The organism is Lachnoclostridium sp. Marseille-P6806, from assembly GCF_900625025.1.
Lineage (GTDB): Bacteria > Bacillota > Clostridia > Lachnospirales > Lachnospiraceae > CAG-791.
Genome location: NZ_LR130575.1, coordinates 297,914 through 311,944 on the forward strand (window position 1 = coordinate 297,914; position 14,031 = coordinate 311,944).

Sequence of the window (14,031 nt, forward strand, 5' to 3'; positions counted from 1 at the left end):
TGCGGGGAGCACTTCGGCATGGGGATTGATATGGAAAAGGATGCCAAAAAAAAATTTGTCCTGATCGGCTTCATGGGCTGCGGAAAGACCACAGTCGGACGGCTCCTCGCAGAGCGAGAAAAGCTTCGCTTTATGGACACGGATCAGCAGATCGAGGCGGAGGAGGGCCGGACGGTGTCGGAGATCTTCGCCTCGGACGGGGAAGAACGCTTCCGGGAGCTGGAAACGGCTCTTCTTGCGCGTCTTGCCGGAGAAGCGGCCGGGGGCTGCGTGTACGCTGTGGGAGGCGGGACGCCTCTTCGGGAGGAGAACCGCGCACTTCTGCGGAAAATGGGGGAGGTGATCTGGCTCTCCGTTCAGCCGGATACCGTTCTGAAGAGGCTTTCTCATGACAGGAGCAGACCGCTGCTTCAGGGAGCGGACAGAGAGCAGAGGGTCCGGGAGCTGCTGAAAAAACGGGAGGACTGCTACCGGGCGGCCGCCGACCGGGTGATTCCGGTGGATGGGGCGGACTCCGGAGGCATTGCTGCGATCATTGCGGGAGACGCTGCCCGCACAGGGCGCTCTGGCGCGGAGGAAAAATGAAAATACTTGTTATCAACGGTCCGAATCTCAATTTTCTCGGCATTCGGGAAAAAAATGTCTACGGAAGCGACAGCTACAATACGCTGATGACGATGCTCCTCGAGAAAGGAAAGGAGCTCGGCGCGGAGGTGGAAACCTTTCAAAGCAATCACGAGGGCGCGATCATCGACCGACTTCAGCAGGCATACTACGACGGAACGGACGGGGTTGTGATCAATCCCGGAGCCTATACGCATTACAGCTACGCAATTCACGATGCGCTCCGGAGCGTGTTTGTCCCGAAAGCGGAGGTGCATATTTCGGACATCGCGAGCCGGGAGGAGTTCCGGCAGGTATCCGTCACGGCCCCGGCCTGCGACACGCAGATCTGCGGACACGGACTTGCTGGATATCTGGAAGCGATGGATTTTGTTGCAGGTCAAATACCCCGCAGTAAGCTATGAGGCATGACTTAGCTTGCTTCTGATTTGTACGCCCCAAGGGACGGGGTATCCCGCTCTCGCGGCATTCACCAAATGGATGTGCTCGTACATCCATTTGGCCTATTGCTCGCGGAAATAAATCCCAATGCGGATAAAATGCGGAAAATCCTTGAAAAGTTGCGCTTCATAAGATAAACTTACCAACGTATTGTGACGTGAAAATTTCAGGAGGCTTTTTATGATTTCTGCAAGTGATTTCAGAAACGGCGTGACGCTTGAAATCGACGGACAGGTATGTCAGATTGTCGAATTTCAGCATGTTAAACCTGGCAAGGGCGCTGCTTTCGTAAGAACCAAGCTCAGGAACGTCATCGGCGGCGGCGTGACGGAGAGAACGTTCCGCCCCACAGAGAAGTTCCCCGCGGCGCGGATTGATACCAAGGAGTATCAGTATCTGTACGCGGACGGCGATCTCTTCAACTTCATGGATACCGAGAGCTATGAGCAGATCGCGCTGACGGCGGATATCGTCGGCGATGCGCTCAAGTTCGTCAAAGAGAACGAGATGGTCAAGCTTTCTTCTTACAACGGCAATGTCTACGCCGTGGAGCCTCCTTTCTTTGTGGAGCTTGAGGTTACGGAGACGGAGCCCGGCGTAAAGGGCAATACGGCTACCGGCGCCAGCAAGCCTGCGACCGTGGAGACCGGAGCAACGCTGAATGTGCCGCTGTTCGTCAACATCGGCGACAAGCTGAAGATCGATACCAGAACAGGAGAGTACCTGTCCAGAGCATAAGGCAGAGCCCCTCCGGCATCGGAGCACTTCATACAGACATCATGGAAAGAGACAGCAGATCCGCACAAGGTGATCGGTTGTCTCTTTTTGTTGCGGCGGAACAGGCTGTTCTTCGGCGGAGCCGCAAAATGAAAATTTATGGAGGGAAGCTATGCTCGGGCAGATGGAAACGGCAATGACAGACGGCGATAGAAAACAATCAGTCAGAAAATTTTCGGAGGCGCTCGGACAGACGCTGCAAAGCCGCTCGGCTCCGGGGGAATCAGTCTGTCTGTCGCCGGTATTTCAGAATAACGGCGTCCGGAGAGAGGCATGCATCGTTCGGAGGAGAGAGACATGCTGCTCGCCGGTCTATTATCTCGACGATTTTTATGAGGAGTATCTTTGCGGAGACTGCCGGCTGGAGGAACTGGCGGATCGCATTCTCGGAGAGTCGCGGGAACAAGTGTACGGAGGGAATGAGGAGCTTCGCTTTTTCAGGGATTATGAGCAGGTGCGGGAAACGCTGAGCGTCAGGCTGATCGGAACGGAGAAAAACCGGGAACGGCTGAGGGAGATCCCCTATGAATGTGTGGAGGATATGGCAGTGGTGTGCTGCTGCCGGATTCCGAACGGGGCTATGAAGAACGGAAGCATCATGATCCGCCGCGAGCATCTGGAGGCATGGGAGATTTCCGAGGAAACGCTCCGTGCCGATGCGTTCCTTGGCAGCATACGGCGTTTCCCGCCCGTGATCACCGGAATATCGGAAATCTTGGGTTCTGTGCCGGAGACGAAAGAGGAAAAGCTGTACGTGCTCACCAATGCGGAGGGGAGGCACGGCGCGGTGTGTTGTCTGTATCCGGGGGTACTGGAAAAATTTTCCGCGGATCGGGGAACGAATCTGTTCGTTCTTCCCTGTTCGGTGCATGAGGTACTTCTGCTCCCGGAATGTCCGGGAACGGAGACGGCCGCAGCTCTGCGGGAAATTGTTATGGAAATCAACCGCACGGAACTTGCGCAGGAGGAGATCCTGACGGATTCCGTCTACTATTTTGACCGCAGGGAGGGGCGTCTTTGCCGCTGCGTGTAGCGCGCTGATTTTGCGGAGATCGGACTTGAAAAGCTGTGAGTGCATGTGTTATGATACCCGTTGTTGAGAAATTGCATATCGGCACCATACACATGCACTCGTAGTCTAATGGATAGAACGAAGGCCTCCGACGCCTTTAATGCAGGTTCGATTCCTGCCGGGTGCATTTTTCATATTCTTTTTTCGCTTTCAAAAAATTTTTTATGCTTTTGCAATGAAAGCGGCTCCCGCGGCGGAGAAACGAGTGGCGGTCCGGAAGCCGCGCCGACGGACCATGAAAGAGGATTCGGATTACAGATGAAGCACCGCAGCAAGCGTCACAATGACTGGAGCCTGACGGAACGGGCAGAGGAAGTATTGCATACGGCAAAGGATATCGTGATGGATCACCGCGGCATTGTTCTGCCGGCCGTGCTTTTTACCGCGGTGTTTCTGACGGTGATTCTCGCGCTCACGGCGCGGCGTTTTTCTGAGAGCCGCCGCGCCAAAGCAGAGGCGGCGGAGGCTCTTTCCGCGCCGGAAAACAGCATGATCCCGCTGGAGGAAAACCAGTATCCGGAGGTCAATGCGCTCATGGAACGCTATTTCCGGGCGGTGGCGGACGGAGACGTCGGGACGATTGAAGCCATCAGCACCAGCATGGATGAGACGGAAAAGATACGGGTCCGCAAGCTGGGGGATTATATTGAGGAATACCCCTCGATCGATGTCTACACCAAGGCCGGACCGGAGGAAGGCTCGTTCATCTGCTTTGTCGTCACCAAGGTGCGCTTTGCGGGTTATCAGGCTGAAATTCCGGGCATGCAGACCATGTATGTCTGTCCGGACGGAGACGGGGGACTTTACATCAATGAGGATGAGTCCTCTGCAGAGACGACGGAGTATATCCGTGAGGTATCTCTTGAGGATGACGTTGTGGATCTGAACAATAAGGTCACGGCGGAATACAATGATCTTCTGGCGGAGGATGAGACGCTGAGTCCTTTTCTTGATTCCCTGTCTTCCCAGATTGAAGTTTCGATCGGCGAGGCGCTTGCGGATGCCCGCGCTGCAGCGGAGGAGACAGAAAAGACAGACGGAGCCGAAGAGAGCGGTACATCGGGAGAAGAGGACGAAACGGCGGGAGAGACCGGCACAGGAAACGACCGGGAAAGCTCCGCTGCTCCGGAGCAGAAGGCAGACACCGCGATTGCCAGAGAGTCGGTGGCTGTCCGCAGCGCCGACAGCACCTCCGGAGATCAGATCGGATCCGTGTACAGAGGAGATCGTCTGGAGGTGATTGAAAAACAGTCAAACGGCTGGACAAAGGTCCGGTATGACGGACAGACGGCTTATGTGAAGTCGGAATTTTTTGATTATGAATGAGGCAGCGTGCGCGCAGGAGGAGGCTTCCCATGTTCGGTAAAAAAATGTGGCGATTCTCGGAACCGGAAGTATAGCGGGAACCATGGCAAAAACCATGAAAGGCCTTTCCGAGGTAAAGCGCTATGCCGTCGCATCCCGGGATGCAGGGCGGGCGGAGCGCTTTGCGAAAGAATATGGCTTTAAGAAAGCGTACGGCTCCTATGAGGAGCTGGCGCAGGACAAAAAGGTAGATCTCGTCTACATTGCGACGCCGATCTCAGAGCATTACGCGAACATGAAGCTCTGCATCGAAAACGGCAAGGCGGTGCTCTGTGAGAAGTCCTTTACGCTGAACGAGGCGCAGGCAAAGGAAATTCTGTCGCTGGCGGCAGAAAAGAACGTCCTTGCCGCGGAGGCAATGTGGGTCCGCTATATGCCGATGCTCCGGACGATGCTTGATGTTCTGAGCAGCCGGGTGATCGGCGAGCCGGTCATGCTGACGGCAAATCTCGGCAGCAATATCAGTCAGGTGCGGCGCATGCGGGATCCGGCGCTCGGCGGGGGTGCACTGCTCGATGTGGGCGTTTATCCGATCAATTTTGCATCCATGATGTTCGGGGATGATATCATCTCCATCGATACAAGCTGTACGTATACGGATACGGGCGTGGATGAGCAGGACAGCATCACGTTCCGCTACCGGAACGGCCGCATGGCGGTTCTTGCCGCCTCGATGACGGGGGTGAGCGACCGGCTCGGCATCATTTACGGAACCAAAGGCTATATGGTCGTCGGAAATATCAGTAATTTTGAATCGCTGACAGTCTACAACAGCGATCACGTGAAGCTGGCGTTCTATAAGCGGCCGAAGCAGAAGACCGGGTATGAATATGAGCTGCTCTCTGCGGTCCGGGCGCTTCGTTCGGGCTGGCTGGAATGTCCCGAGATGCCTCATGTACAGACGCTGGCGATTATGCACGAAATGGACGCGATCCGCCGCATCTGGGGAATTCAGTACCCGCAGGAGAAAGCGGCAGGCGCCCTCCCGGAGATGCAGGAGGCACCTGCACCGGAACCTGCAGAGGAGACAGGCGGACCGTCGCCGGAGAATGGAGAGACGGCAGCGGCCCCGTCGGAGCCGCTGCAGCCGCTTCCGGAGGAGCCGCGGCCCGTGCTTCCGGAAGAGCTGGAGGAAGAAGATGCGTGACAAAAAGCTGCCTGCCGTAAGCTGTGATTTCTGCTGCTTTAATGAGTATGATGAAGAGGATGACAGCTGGAGCTGCTCGGTGAACATGGATGAGGACGACCAGTACCGCTTTTTGACGCAGCGGGGCTTTTCCTGCCCGTATTACCGCAGCGGCGATGAATACGAGGTCGTCCGTCATCAGATGTGATTTGCTGTCAGAGACTGTCTGAAAGAGAGAATATTTGAATAAGAAGAAAGTTGTCGTGGGAATGTCCGGAGGTGTGGATTCCTCCGTGGCGGCGCTTCTCCTTAAGGAGCAGGGCTTCGAGGTGATCGGCGTCACCATGCAGATATGGGACAGCAGCGATCCCTGCCGTACCTCAAGGGAGGGAGGCTGCTGCGGACAGAGCGCCGTAGAGGATGCGAGGCGTGTCGCGGGCGTTCTGGATATTCCTTATTATGTAATGGATTTCCGCGAACCGTTCCGGAAGAAAGTCATGGACTATTTCGTTGAGGAGTATCTTGGCGGGAGAACGCCGAATCCCTGCATTGCCTGCAACCGCTATGTGAAATGGGAGTCTCTCCTTGAGAAAAGCATGGATCTCGGTGCGGACTACATCGCAACGGGACACTATGCGCGCATTGAAAAGCTCGCAAACGGACGCTTTACGATCCGAAACTCGGCGGCTGCGGCCAAGGATCAGACCTATGCGCTGTACAATCTGACCCAGTTTCAGCTCGCCCATACGCTGATGCCGGTCGGCGGATACCGCAAGGAGGAGATCCGGACCCTTGCGAGACGGGCGGGGCTTCCGGTGGCAGACAAGCCTGACAGTCAGGAGATCTGCTTTATTCCCGACGGAGATTATGCGGCGTTCATCGACCGCGAGGCCGGGGACCGCGTGCCGGGGGCGGGCCGCTTTGTTGACGCGGGCGGAAGAGAGCTTGGGACGAGCCGCGGCATCACGCACTATACGGTCGGTCAGCGCCGGCATCTGAATCTTTCTCTGGGACATCCGGTCTTTGTCACGGAAATACGGCCGGAGACAAATGAGGTTGTCGTAGGAGAGAATGATGAGGTGTTTTCCGATACGCTGCGATGCGCCGGACTCAATTTTATGGCGATCGACGATCTGCGCGGTTTCTGCGATGCCGTCGGAAAGATACGCTATTCCCACCGCGGCGCGCCGTGCCGGATCACACGGACCGGCGAGGATGAAATCACCGCCGTGTTTTTCGAAAGGGTGCGTGCCGTCACGCCGGGGCAGGCGGCTGTTTTCTACGACGGAGAGCGTATTCTCTGTGGGGGAACGATCATCCGGGATCGGAAATAATCTTCGTGCTTCGGGTCGGAGCCGGCCGGGCGAAGAGCGGCGGGACCGGTGAATTTTGCGGGAATACCTTGAAATTTCAAAGGTGATTGATTATGATAAAGGTGTTGACAAAAGTTTGACAATTCCTTATCAATATCGAAGCGTCGAACATATGCAATAAACTCACATTATGGAGGAGACTTAACATGGCAGTAAAAGTAGCTATCAATGGGTTCGGTCGTATCGGCCGTCTGGCGTTTCGTCAGATGTTCGGGGCTGAGGGATATGAGATCGTTGCGATCAACGATCTGACTACCCCTTCCATGCTCGCACACCTTCTGAAGTATGATTCTTCTCAGGGCAGATACATCGCTGTCGGTGAGGAAGATCAGGTTACTGCTGACGACGAGGCGGGCACCATCACCGTTAAGGGCAAGACCATCAAGATCTACAAAGAGCCCGATGCAAACAACTGCCCTTGGGGCGAGATCGGTGTCGACGTCGTGCTTGAGTGCTCCGGTTTCTATACCAGCAAGGCAAAGGCGCAGGCTCACATCAATGCCGGCGCGAAGAAGGTTGTTATTTCCGCTCCTGCAGGAAATGATCTTCCGACCATCGTTTACAACGTCAACCATAAGACGCTGACCAAGGATGACACCATCATTTCCGCGGCGTCCTGCACCACCAACTGCCTCGCTCCGATGGCAAAGGCTCTGAATGACCTCGCTCCGATCGAGTCCGGCATTATGTGCACCATCCATGCGTATACCGGCGATCAGATGATCCTTGACGGACCGCAGAGAAAGGGCGACAAGAGAAGAAGCCGTGCGGGCGCGATCAACATCGTTCCCAACAGCACCGGCGCTGCCAAGGCGATCGGCCTTGTCATCCCTGAGCTGAACGGCAAGCTGATCGGTGCTGCGCAGCGCGTTCCCACTCCTACCGGCTCCACTACGCTTCTGTTCGCAGTGGTGAACAAGGCCGTGACCAAGGAGGAGATCAATGCACAGATGAAAGCGGAGGCTACGGAATCTTTCGGCTACACGACCGACGAGATCGTTTCCTCCGACGTTATCGGCATGAAGTTCGGTTCCCTGTTTGATGCGACCCAGACCATGGTCAGCCCCCTTCCGGACGGCAAGACGCAGGTCGAGGTTGTCTCCTGGTATGACAACGAGAACTCCTATACGAGCCAGATGGTTCGTACCATCAAGTACTTCGCAGAACTTGGCTGATCACTGAGCCATGCAGCTCCGCTCTCAGCGCTCCGCCGCGAGCTTGCTCGCAGCGCGGAGTGCATGAGAGCGGAGCTATACGGCGAAGCCGCGCCAGCAAACAGCGCGAAGCGGTGTGTGCTGGCGGCATGGCTTGAGGCCGCCTGACGGCTTGTGTGCGAAGCCGCGCCAGCAAACAGCGCGAAGCGGTGTGTGCTGGCGGCGATGTGAAGAAAATACGCTTGAACACCGGGGTCCGGCCTTTTGAGAGGGCCGGACCCCTTTTCTGTGAACCGCGGCACAGACAGGCGGCGGTTCGCGGTTTTATCAAACAGAAGAAAATAAAAAACAATGCCCGCGGTAGGAAACGCGGACGGAAAGGAATCATCATGGCAGCATTGAATAAAAAAACGGTTGATGATTTTAACGCAGCCGAAAGAAAAGTTCTTGTAAGATGTGACTTTAATGTTCCACTCAAGGACGGAAAAATCACAGATGAGACCCGTATCACGGCGGCGCTTCCGACGATCAGCAGACTGATCGGCGAGGGAGCAAGGGTCATTCTCTGCTCCCATCTGGGTAAAGTGAAGAACGGTCCCAACGAGGCGGAGTCCCTTGCGCCGGTCGCGGTTCGTCTCTCCGAAAAGCTCGGCAGGGAAGTGAAGTTCATTGCGGATGATAACGTAACCGGCGAGGCGGCAACAGCGGCCGTGGCGGCAATGCAGGACGGAGACGTGATTCTTCTGCAGAATACCCGCTTCCGCGGCAAGGAGGAAACCAAGCCGCAGGAGGCCGGCGAGGCATTTGCCAGGGAGCTGGCGGCGCTTGCGGATGATTATGTCTGCGATGCGTTCGGGTCCGCGCACAGAGCGCACGCCTCGGTTGCGGTTGTGACGAAGTATATCCGTGAAAAAGGCGGAAACTGCGCTGTCGGATATCTGATGCAGAAAGAAATTCAGTTCCTAGGCAATGCGGTAGAGGATCCGGTTCGTCCTTTCGTTGCGATCCTCGGCGGCGCCAAGGTGGCGGACAAGCTGAACGTCATCTCGAATCTTCTCGAGAAGTGCGACACGCTGATCATCGGCGGCGGCATGGCGTACACCTTTGTCAAGGCGCAGGGCAGGGAGATCGGAACCTCGCTCTGTGACGAAACCAAGCTGGATTACTGCGGAGAGATGCTGGCAAAGGCGGAACGCCTCGGCAAAAAGCTGCTTCTCCCTGTGGATGCGGTCACGACCGCTGTGTTCCCCGACCCCATTGATGACCCCTCCATTGAGACGGCTGTCGTGGATATTGACAGTATTCCTGCGGACAAGATGGGCATGGACATCGGACCGAAAACCAGAGCAATCTACGCGGAGGCGGTGAAGTCCGCGAAGACGGTTGTATGGAACGGACCGATGGGTGTGTTCGAAAATCCGGTTCTGGCAGAGGGCACAAAGGCGGTTGCTGCGGCTCTCGCAGAGACCGAGGCGACGACCATCATCGGCGGCGGAGACTCCGCGGCGGCGGTTAATCAGCTCGGCTATGCCGATAAGATGTCTCACATTTCTACTGGCGGCGGGGCTTCTCTCGAGTTCCTTGAGGGGAAGGAGCTTCCGGGCGTTATTTCCGCAGACGATAAGAACTGATAGTAAAAAGACAGAGCGTAATTATGGAGGAATTACATCATGGCAAGAAAAAAGATCATTGCCGGCAACTGGAAGATGAATAAGACTCCCAGTGAGGCGAAGGAGCTGGCGGCGCTGCTTGCGCCGCTCGTGAACAATCCGGACGTCGACGTCGTCTACTGTGTGCCGGCCATTGACATTGTCCCGGTCGCGGAGGCGATCCGCGGCACGAATGTACAGCTCGGCGCGGAGAATCTTTCCGATCAGAACAGCGGCGCCTTTACCGGTGAAATTTCTGCGGATATGCTGCTTGATGCCGGCGTAAAGTATGTCATCATCGGCCACTCCGAGAGGAGACAGTACTATCACGAGGATGACGCATTCCTCAACAGAAAGGTTCTCAAGGCTCTGGAAAAGGGACTTATCCCGATCCTCTGCTGCGGGGAGACGCTGGAGCAGCGTGAAGCCGGCGTTACGCTTGACTGGATCAGTCTGCAGATCAAATCGGATCTGCAGGGCGTGACGGCAGAGCAGGTTGCGGGCATGGTGATCGCCTATGAGCCGATCTGGGCGATCGGAACCGGCAGAACGGCGACCTCCGATCAGGCGGAAGAGGTCTGCGCGGCGATCCGCAGGACGATTGCGGAGATTTATGATGCCGGCACAGCGGAGAAGGTCCGCATTCAGTACGGCGGCTCCATGAACGCCGGGAACTGTAAGGAGCTTCTCGCGAAGCCGGACATTGACGGGGGACTGATCGGCGGCGCGGCGCTGAAAGAAGAGTTCGGCAGGATTGTCAACTACAACAAGTGAGCGCTGCATGATCTGACTCTGTCGGCAGACTGATCTGCAAGCAGTCTTTTTACAGGGCTGTTGCATCTGAAATATTCTATTGGCTGCCCTGCGGTGCGACAGTCCTGTACATTTTTCTTATTTCTTATGAGGAACCGATGCAGCCGGAGCGTGAGCCGCTTCGGCAGGGGAGAAAATTATGTTTGAAAAAATGTTTCATCTGAAGGAGCATGGCACGACCGTGAAAACGGAAGTGATCGCCGGTCTTACCACGTTTCTCACCATGGCGTATATTCTGGCGGTCAATCCCAATATCCTCGGAACCGTGATGGATCGGAGCGGCGTTTTTGTCGCCACGGCGCTGGCATCTGCCATCGCGACGTTCATCATGGCATTTTTGGCCAATTACCCGATCGCGCTTTCCGCCGGTCTCGGACTGAATGCCTATTTTGCCTACACCGTCTGCCTCGGAGAGCTCGGCGGAGAGGCGAACGCGTTTCAGGTTGCTCTGACGGCGGTTCTGGTTGAGGGTGTGATCTTTGTTCTTCTTTCGGCGCTCAAGGCGAGAGAGCAGATCATCAACGGCATTCCGGTGAACCTCAAGAACGGCATTTCCGCTGGCATCGGTCTGTTTATTGCTTTCATCGGCATGCAGAACGCCGGCGTCATTGTGGCGAACGACGCGACGATTGTCGGACTCGGGAGCTTTGGTGAGGCGCAGGTGTGCCTTGCACTCATCGGTTTTCTGATTATTCTGATACTGGCGCACTACAAGGTTCCGGGCTCGGTTCTGATCGGTATTCTTGCGACATGGGTTCTGGGCATCTGCGCGGAGAAGCTCGGCTGGTATCATGTCGATGCGGAGGCGGGCGTCTACAGCCTGATTCCGAATTTCTCACAGGGACTTCAGCTCGGCGGCATTCGCAATACGGCATTCCAGTTCGACTTCGGCTGGGTGGCAAAGCATATGATCCAGTTCGTCGCGATCACGTTTTCTTTCCTGTATGTCGACCTGTTTGACACGGTCGGCACAGTGGTCGCCGTGGCGGACAAGGCGGATCTCCTTGACAAGGACGGCAAGCTTCCCCGTGTCGGAAAGGTTCTGATGTCGGATGCGGTAGGCACCATCGCCGGCGCCTGCCTCGGAACCTCCACCATCACGAGCTTCGTTGAATCCAGCGCCGGTGTAGCGGCTGGCGGACGCACCGGCCTTACGGCGGCGACGACAGGGCTTATGTTCCTTGTTTCTCTGATTCTCAGCCCTATCTTTCTTGCGATTCCCGGCTTTGCCACGGCTCCGGCTCTTCTGTACGTCGGCATGCTGATGCTGAGCTCCGCGAAGAAGATCAGCTTTGACGGAGATATCGCGGACGTTGCGGGAGCCTATATGGCGATTGTGATGATGCCGCTTGCGTACAGTATTGCGACCGGAATCATGTTTGCCATTCTTACATGGGTCATTATCAAGGTTGCAGAGGGCAAGTTCAGGGATGTCAGCCCGGTCATGTGGGTGGTGTTTGTACTCTTTGCGCTCCGTATCGTGACGCTGGTGACAAACTTCATGTAATATTCATGCGGCTCCGGGGCTGCGGCTCCGGAGCGGAACACACGGATGGGTCCGGTGCGGGGAGGCTGGTGCTTTCTCTGCACCGGGCTTGCCTTTTGTCCGGGAATATTGTTTTATAAATAATTATGAGCAGAGTGATTGTAATCGGAGCGGGGGCGGCCGGTCTGATGGCGGCCTGCGCCGCAGCGGATCAGGGACACCGGGTCACGGTGATCGAAAAGAATGAGAAAGCCGGGAAAAAGATTTACATTACCGGCAAGGGTCGCTGCAATCTCACCAATGACTGCAGCACGGAAGATTTTTTTGATCGTGTGGTGCGGAATCCTAAATTTTTATACAGCAGTGTGTACGGCTTTGACCACGAGGCGGTGAAGCGTTTTTTTGATGAAAACGGCTGCCCTGTGAAGACGGAGCGGGGACTCCGGGTATTCCCGGCTTCCGATCACGCCTGTGATGTGACGGACGCTCTGATGCGGCATTTGAAGAGAAAGCGGGTGTCCGTGCGCTTTCATACGCCGGCGCAGAATCTTGCCGTGGAGGCGGAGAACGGGGCTCGAAAGAAAATCACGGGCGTCTGCCTCGGGGACGGAAGTGTTCTCCCGGCAGACAGTGTCATTTTATGCACCGGAGGCCTGTCCTATCCCTCAACCGGTTCTACCGGCGACGGCCACCGCATGGCGGCAGAGGCGGGGCACGATATTACACCATGTCTGCCCTCGCTGGTCCCGATGGAGACGGCGGAACGCTGGCCTCTTGAGCTGCAGGGGCTCTCATTGAAAAATGTCTCTGTCTCTATCCGGCCTCTGGAATCGGAGGCGGAGAGCGACGGAGGGAAAAAGCGCCGCCCCGTCTATTCTGGCTTCGGTGAAATGCTCTTTACACATTTCGGACTCAGCGGTCCGCTGATTCTGACCGGTTCCGCGAACTGTAACTTTTCGCAGTATCCGGGCGGCTTCCGGCTTCTGATCGATCTCAAGCCTGCGGTTTCACAGGAAGAGCTTGAGAGCCGGATCCGGTCGCTTATTGAGGAGGCGCCGGAGCGTCGCTTTTCCAATGCAGTCGCCGGACTGTTCCCCCTGCGTCTCCGGGATGCGGCGGTGCAGCTCTCCGGGATTTCGCCGGAAAGGGCAGCGAAGAGCATACAGGCGGGTGAGATACGGGCGTTTACCGCGCTGTTGAAGAGCATACCGCTCACACTCCGGGGGAACAGGGGGTTCCGCGAGGCGATTGTCACGCGGGGCGGCGTCAGTGTGCGGGAGGTCGATCCCTCCACCATGGAATCCAGACTTGTCCGCGGGCTCTTTTTTGCCGGTGAAATTCTGGATGTCGACGCGGTGACCGGGGGCTTCAATCTGCAGATTGCATGGTCGACCGGACATCTTGCGGGAGAGAGCGTGCGGTAAAAAGGACGGCGCAGCGCCGCTTGTTTATGGAGGAAATATGGCGTTCAGTATTGCGATTGACGGACCTGCGGGCGCGGGGAAAAGCACCATTGCAAGGCGGGTGGCGCGGCAGCTCGGCTTCATTTATGTGGATACCGGGGCGATGTACCGGGCAATGGCGGTGTTTCTTCTCCGGAGGGGAATTTCACCGGAGAACGCGGAGGCGATCGGAAAGGCCTGCGGTGAGGCGGATATTTCCATCTGTTATCAGGATGGAGAACAGATAGTTCTTCTGAACGGGGAAAATGTCAATCCGCTGCTCCGCACGGAGCAGGCCGGCAATATGGCATCTGCCAGCAGTGTGAATCCCTCTGTCAGGGAGAAGCTCGTCGAGCTCCAGCAGAAGCTCGCTGCGAAGACGGATGTCGTCATGGACGGGCGGGATATCGGCACGGTCGTTCTTCGGGGTGCGGACTGCAAGATCTATATGACGGCCAGTGTGGAGGTGCGGGCCGCCCGGCGTGCGGCGGAGCTCCTCGCCAAGGGGGAGCCGGCGGACACCGCTGCCATCGGACGGGACATTGCCGCTCGGGATCACCGGGACATGACCCGGGAAACTTCTCCGCTCCGGCAGGCGGAGGATGCGGTGTATCTTGATACCTCGGATATGACGATCGAGGAGGTCTCGGATCGTATCATCGCCGTATTTCGGGAAAAGACCGGAGCCTCACAGAAAGGATAATAGCGC

The 14,031-nt window shown here is 56.6% G+C and carries 13 protein-coding genes, 1 tRNA gene and 1 pseudogene; all 15 read left to right on the top strand.

All coding sequences use genetic code 11. The annotated features are described in order from the left end of the window. Window positions 1-18: 18 nt before the first annotated feature. The gene (locus tag E0E20_RS03645; protein ID WP_242622640.1) at window positions 19-585 is read left to right on the top strand and encodes a shikimate kinase; all 567 of its coding nucleotides are present in this window, start codon (window positions 19-21) and stop codon (window positions 583-585) included. Continuing rightward, the gene (aroQ, locus tag E0E20_RS03650; RefSeq protein WP_130836792.1) at window positions 582-1,028 is read left to right on the top strand and encodes a type II 3-dehydroquinate dehydratase; all 447 of its coding nucleotides are present in this window, start codon (window positions 582-584) and stop codon (window positions 1,026-1,028) included. The genes E0E20_RS03645 and aroQ overlap by 4 nt, the downstream gene beginning before the upstream one ends. Window positions 1,029-1,245: 217 nt before the next feature. Then, window positions 1,246-1,803 carry an elongation factor P gene (efp, locus tag E0E20_RS03655; RefSeq protein WP_130836794.1) on the top strand — a complete coding sequence of 186 codons (558 nt, stop codon included), beginning with the start codon at window positions 1,246-1,248 and terminating at the stop codon, window positions 1,801-1,803. A 151-nt stretch (window positions 1,804-1,954) separates the two neighbouring features. Further along, complete coding sequence (locus E0E20_RS03660; RefSeq protein ID WP_130836796.1) at window positions 1,955-2,875, top strand: DUF5688 family protein; 921 nt, start codon at window positions 1,955-1,957, stop codon at window positions 2,873-2,875. A gap of 94 nt (window positions 2,876-2,969) precedes the next feature. Further along, window positions 2,970-3,041 (top strand) — tRNA-Arg (locus E0E20_RS03665). Between the two features lie 131 nt (window positions 3,042-3,172). Further along, the gene (locus E0E20_RS03670; protein ID WP_130836798.1) at window positions 3,173-4,240 is read left to right on the top strand and encodes an SH3 domain-containing protein; all 1,068 of its coding nucleotides are present in this window, start codon (window positions 3,173-3,175) and stop codon (window positions 4,238-4,240) included. Between the two features lie 82 nt (window positions 4,241-4,322). After that, window positions 4,323-5,249 (top strand): annotated as a pseudogene (locus E0E20_RS03675) (Gfo/Idh/MocA family protein); the annotation flags it as partial. A gap of 169 nt (window positions 5,250-5,418) precedes the next feature. Then, entirely contained in the window at window positions 5,419-5,613 is a 195-nt protein-coding gene (locus E0E20_RS03680) for a DUF6472 family protein (RefSeq protein WP_130836800.1), read from the top strand. A gap of 34 nt (window positions 5,614-5,647) precedes the next feature. Beyond that, on the top strand, window positions 5,648-6,739 hold the full coding sequence (gene mnmA / locus E0E20_RS03685; RefSeq protein ID WP_130836802.1) for a tRNA 2-thiouridine(34) synthase MnmA: 1,092 nt from the start codon (window positions 5,648-5,650) through the stop codon (window positions 6,737-6,739). 185 nt (window positions 6,740-6,924) lie between these two features. After that, window positions 6,925-7,953 carry a type I glyceraldehyde-3-phosphate dehydrogenase gene (gene gap / locus E0E20_RS03690; RefSeq protein WP_130836804.1) on the top strand — a complete coding sequence of 343 codons (1,029 nt, stop codon included), beginning with the start codon at window positions 6,925-6,927 and terminating at the stop codon, window positions 7,951-7,953. A gap of 368 nt (window positions 7,954-8,321) precedes the next feature. Further along, window positions 8,322-9,563 (top strand): phosphoglycerate kinase, encoded by a 1,242-nt coding sequence (locus tag E0E20_RS03695; protein WP_130836806.1) that lies wholly within the window; start codon window positions 8,322-8,324, stop codon window positions 9,561-9,563. A gap of 39 nt (window positions 9,564-9,602) precedes the next feature. Beyond that, window positions 9,603-10,355 carry a triose-phosphate isomerase gene (gene tpiA, locus E0E20_RS03700; protein ID WP_130836807.1) on the top strand — a complete coding sequence of 251 codons (753 nt, stop codon included), beginning with the start codon at window positions 9,603-9,605 and terminating at the stop codon, window positions 10,353-10,355. A gap of 178 nt (window positions 10,356-10,533) precedes the next feature. Continuing rightward, window positions 10,534-11,901, top strand: coding sequence for an NCS2 family permease (locus E0E20_RS03705; protein ID WP_130836808.1), 1,368 nt, complete (start codon window positions 10,534-10,536; stop codon window positions 11,899-11,901). 125 nt (window positions 11,902-12,026) lie between these two features. Beyond that, window positions 12,027-13,304 carry an NAD(P)/FAD-dependent oxidoreductase gene (locus tag E0E20_RS03710; RefSeq protein ID WP_130836809.1) on the top strand — a complete coding sequence of 426 codons (1,278 nt, stop codon included), beginning with the start codon at window positions 12,027-12,029 and terminating at the stop codon, window positions 13,302-13,304. 37 nt (window positions 13,305-13,341) lie between these two features. After that, window positions 13,342-14,025, top strand: a complete 684-nt coding sequence (gene cmk / locus E0E20_RS03715) for a (d)CMP kinase (protein ID WP_130836810.1) — start codon at window positions 13,342-13,344, stop codon at window positions 14,023-14,025. The last annotated feature ends 6 nt before the right edge of the window (window positions 14,026-14,031 follow it).

Bases quoted from the DNA above. Each gene is read 5' to 3' on its own strand.
- E0E20_RS03645 (WP_242622640.1), top strand. From the start codon at position 19: ATGGGGATTGATATGGAAAAGGATGCCAAAAAAAAATTTGTCCTGATC.
- aroQ (WP_130836792.1), top strand. From the start codon at position 582: ATGAAAATACTTGTTATCAACGGTCCGAATCTCAATTTTCTCGGCATT.
- efp (WP_130836794.1), top strand. From the start codon at position 1,246: ATGATTTCTGCAAGTGATTTCAGAAACGGCGTGACGCTTGAAATCGAC.
- E0E20_RS03660 (WP_130836796.1), top strand. From the start codon at position 1,955: ATGCTCGGGCAGATGGAAACGGCAATGACAGACGGCGATAGAAAACAA.
- E0E20_RS03670 (WP_130836798.1), top strand. From the start codon at position 3,173: ATGAAGCACCGCAGCAAGCGTCACAATGACTGGAGCCTGACGGAACGG.
- E0E20_RS03680 (WP_130836800.1), top strand. From the start codon at position 5,419: ATGCGTGACAAAAAGCTGCCTGCCGTAAGCTGTGATTTCTGCTGCTTT.
- gap (WP_130836804.1), top strand. From the start codon at position 6,925: ATGGCAGTAAAAGTAGCTATCAATGGGTTCGGTCGTATCGGCCGTCTG.
- E0E20_RS03695 (WP_130836806.1), top strand. From the start codon at position 8,322: ATGGCAGCATTGAATAAAAAAACGGTTGATGATTTTAACGCAGCCGAA.
- tpiA (WP_130836807.1), top strand. From the start codon at position 9,603: ATGGCAAGAAAAAAGATCATTGCCGGCAACTGGAAGATGAATAAGACT.
- E0E20_RS03705 (WP_130836808.1), top strand. From the start codon at position 10,534: ATGTTTGAAAAAATGTTTCATCTGAAGGAGCATGGCACGACCGTGAAA.
- E0E20_RS03710 (WP_130836809.1), top strand. From the start codon at position 12,027: ATGAGCAGAGTGATTGTAATCGGAGCGGGGGCGGCCGGTCTGATGGCG.
- cmk (WP_130836810.1), top strand. From the start codon at position 13,342: ATGGCGTTCAGTATTGCGATTGACGGACCTGCGGGCGCGGGGAAAAGC.